This window comes from Rhizobium acaciae, assembly GCF_025941625.1.
Taxonomy (GTDB): domain Bacteria; phylum Pseudomonadota; class Alphaproteobacteria; order Rhizobiales; family Rhizobiaceae; genus Rhizobium; species Rhizobium acaciae.
In genome coordinates this window covers 1-2,478 of sequence record NZ_JAPCZO010000063.1, presented here as the reverse complement: position 1 = coordinate 2,478, position 2,478 = coordinate 1, and the positions used below count along the sequence as shown (strand labels likewise).

Genomic DNA, 2,478 nt, shown 5'->3' with positions numbered 1-2,478 from the left:
GTAGCTCTTCGGATTTTGGGCGAAACACGCGAAAAAATCGTACACTCGCATAAAATGGCTGCGACATTTTCGTGCTTTTGGACGCGGGCAATAATGTCGTCGACATCGGCTAGCACGTCGTCGACATCAATATTACCTTTTTCGGCCCACATGTAGTCGTAGGTTGCCGTACCCTCCAGCCCTTCGACGACCAATCGTGATAGATCGGTTATGCCCAAAGCCGCAAAAATTCCGGCGTCTAGGCATCGTGAGTCCGCGGTGAGTACCGCGATTTTCTTGTTCGAAGGCACACTCGACAGCAGGCTTGGAAGCAAAAGCAGGCTTGACGTCGATACGGGCACAGGTACCGCTGCCGCGATCACATGCTGGTATCGCACTGTGAAGCCGCAGTCACATGTGATTGCATTGGCTCCTTCGCGCACAAGCTCCTGTGCGGCCTTTACATACTCATGCTCTAGAGCAGGATCACCCAAGACGACATTGTTGGCCCAAGCGCCTGGGACTTGTTTCCATACAGGTTCGGATTCATAGCGGCGCGGATCGCCGATCCCTCCGCCGAAGTCGGGATGTTGACCATGGTATTCACCACTGTTCGACAGACACAGAACACCTATCGTTTTCACGTTGCTTCTCCTTTAGACGCTGAGCTGTGATGTTGCATTGCAAGGCAGCCGGTTGGCACCGCGTTTCTGCGCGCTCTATCCAGTCCAACGATGGCTGGGCTGCCTTTGGTCATGATTACCTTAGTGGACGGACTTCAGTAGAAAAGCCTACGCTCCATTGTCGTTAGCCGCTTCCCGCCCTCCGGTGTAACGACGACGGTTTCGCTAAATGGAAGGCCTCGCGCCGAAGTATACATGTGGAAAACCTGGTTTTCCTCCAGCTGCCAGTCGCTGTCGGCGAGGAAAACGCGGGTGAAATCGCTGGTGCGAGGAGGGCATTTGAGGCCTAGTGTATACCCGGTGATACCGGTGTAGCTGTCGCGCAATCCAGCCGCCAACATCCCCTCTCGCACAATGCGGTCGACATCGCACGCATTTGCTCCAGGCTTCATGGCGCGGAACTGCTCGTCCTGAATTCGGATCGTCGTTTCGGCTGTCTGGATTTGCTCATCGGTTGGCACGCCGATTACCTTCGGGCGCATCATTCGGGCAGTGTAGTCGCGAAAGTGCGGGACCGGTTCTACAAACACGATGTCCCCTTCCTCCAGAAGGCGGCCGCTGAGCGCGGCATGGAAAGAGGTCGAAGGCCCGGACGAGATGACGGCGACCTGCGCATTGTCTGCGCCACTCCGCCACGCCTCGCTTGTCATGGCGGCGAAGACCTCACGCTCATTGATACCGACCTGAGCCGCATCAAAGGCTGCCGCCGCTGCTTTGTCGCAAATCTCTGCGGCAACCTCAAGACAAGCAAGTTCGAGCGGGGATTTGACCAGCCGCAGTTCCCACATGACACGCGAGAAATCAACGAGCCTTGCACTTGGCAGCAGGCTCTCGAGCTCCGATGCCCGGTTCAAGGTGAGGAAATGGCTGTCGCGTTCAATGCCGATGATCGACGCTCCGAATCCGCGCTTTTTGATGGTCTCGGTCACGACCTTGATCGGATTCTCGTTGTCGGCAAACGTCACGCAATCACTGAACTGGCTGGATTGAGCAAAGCACGGAGAATCGAGCGCTCGGATCACGGCGACCGGCTCCTGGTCGACGGGAATAATCAAGGCCTGATACACGGCCGCTGTCGACCAGAAACCGCTGAAATAGGACCTGTGTTCGGCCTGATCAACGATAAGCAGGTCCACACCCCGCTCAGCCATGACCGCGCGCAATGTTGCCAGGCGAAAGCGGTATTCATCGATGGGGAAGGGAGGCGGCAAGAGCGGAGGCTGGGTCATAAAGTCGTTCCTGTGTGACTATTCCAAGGGTTTTGTGGAGCCGAAGTGGAGTTCACTTCTCGCGTGGTATCCAACTGTTAAAGCTATAGTTTCATGCGTCGGGCGAATTCGGCTGTGCCCTTGTCTGTTATACCGAGAAATCATCCCGCGGCACCGGACAAGCCGTTCCGCGCCGACGCATGGGCACGAACCGCATCTCCGAACGCGCGGAAAATGCGCGCGGATGTTTCGTCCGATTTTACCCAGTATTCGGGGTGCCACTGGACGCCGACGGCGAAACCCAGTGCATTCCGCACCGAAACTGCTTCAACAGTTCCGTCCTCGGCAACGGCTTCGACCTCAAGCTGCGTTCCCAGTCGATCGATCGCTTGGCGGTGAACGGAGTTAACCTTGATGTTTTCAGAGCCAAGGACCCTGGAGAGGCAGCTGTCGGGCTTGAGCGTCAGCACTTGCCGGATGGCGAACTGCTCATCACGGCTATCGCTCGGGGGCGCTCGATGGTCAAGTGCGCCGGGTCGGTCCTGGATTTCGGCTGCCAACGTGCCACCAAATGCCACATTCATTTCCTGAAGACCTCGGCAGATGGC

Annotated in this window: 3 protein-coding genes; all 3 read right to left on the bottom strand. The window is 57.0% G+C overall.

Annotation, left to right across the window (positions count from 1 at the left end; translation table 11 throughout):
• A partial coding sequence (locus OLZ32_RS39040; RefSeq protein WP_264425705.1) for an aspartate/glutamate racemase family protein occupies positions 1-623 on the bottom strand: 623 nt, incomplete at its 3' end.
• A 134-nt stretch (positions 624-757) separates the two neighbouring features.
• Positions 758-1,891, bottom strand: coding sequence for a M24 family metallopeptidase (locus OLZ32_RS39035; RefSeq protein ID WP_264425703.1), 1,134 nt, complete (start codon positions 1,889-1,891; stop codon positions 758-760).
• Positions 1,892-2,031: 140 nt separating this feature from the next.
• On the bottom strand, positions 2,032-2,478 hold a 447-nt coding region (locus tag OLZ32_RS39030; protein WP_264425701.1), incomplete at its 5' end, for a gamma-glutamyl-gamma-aminobutyrate hydrolase family protein.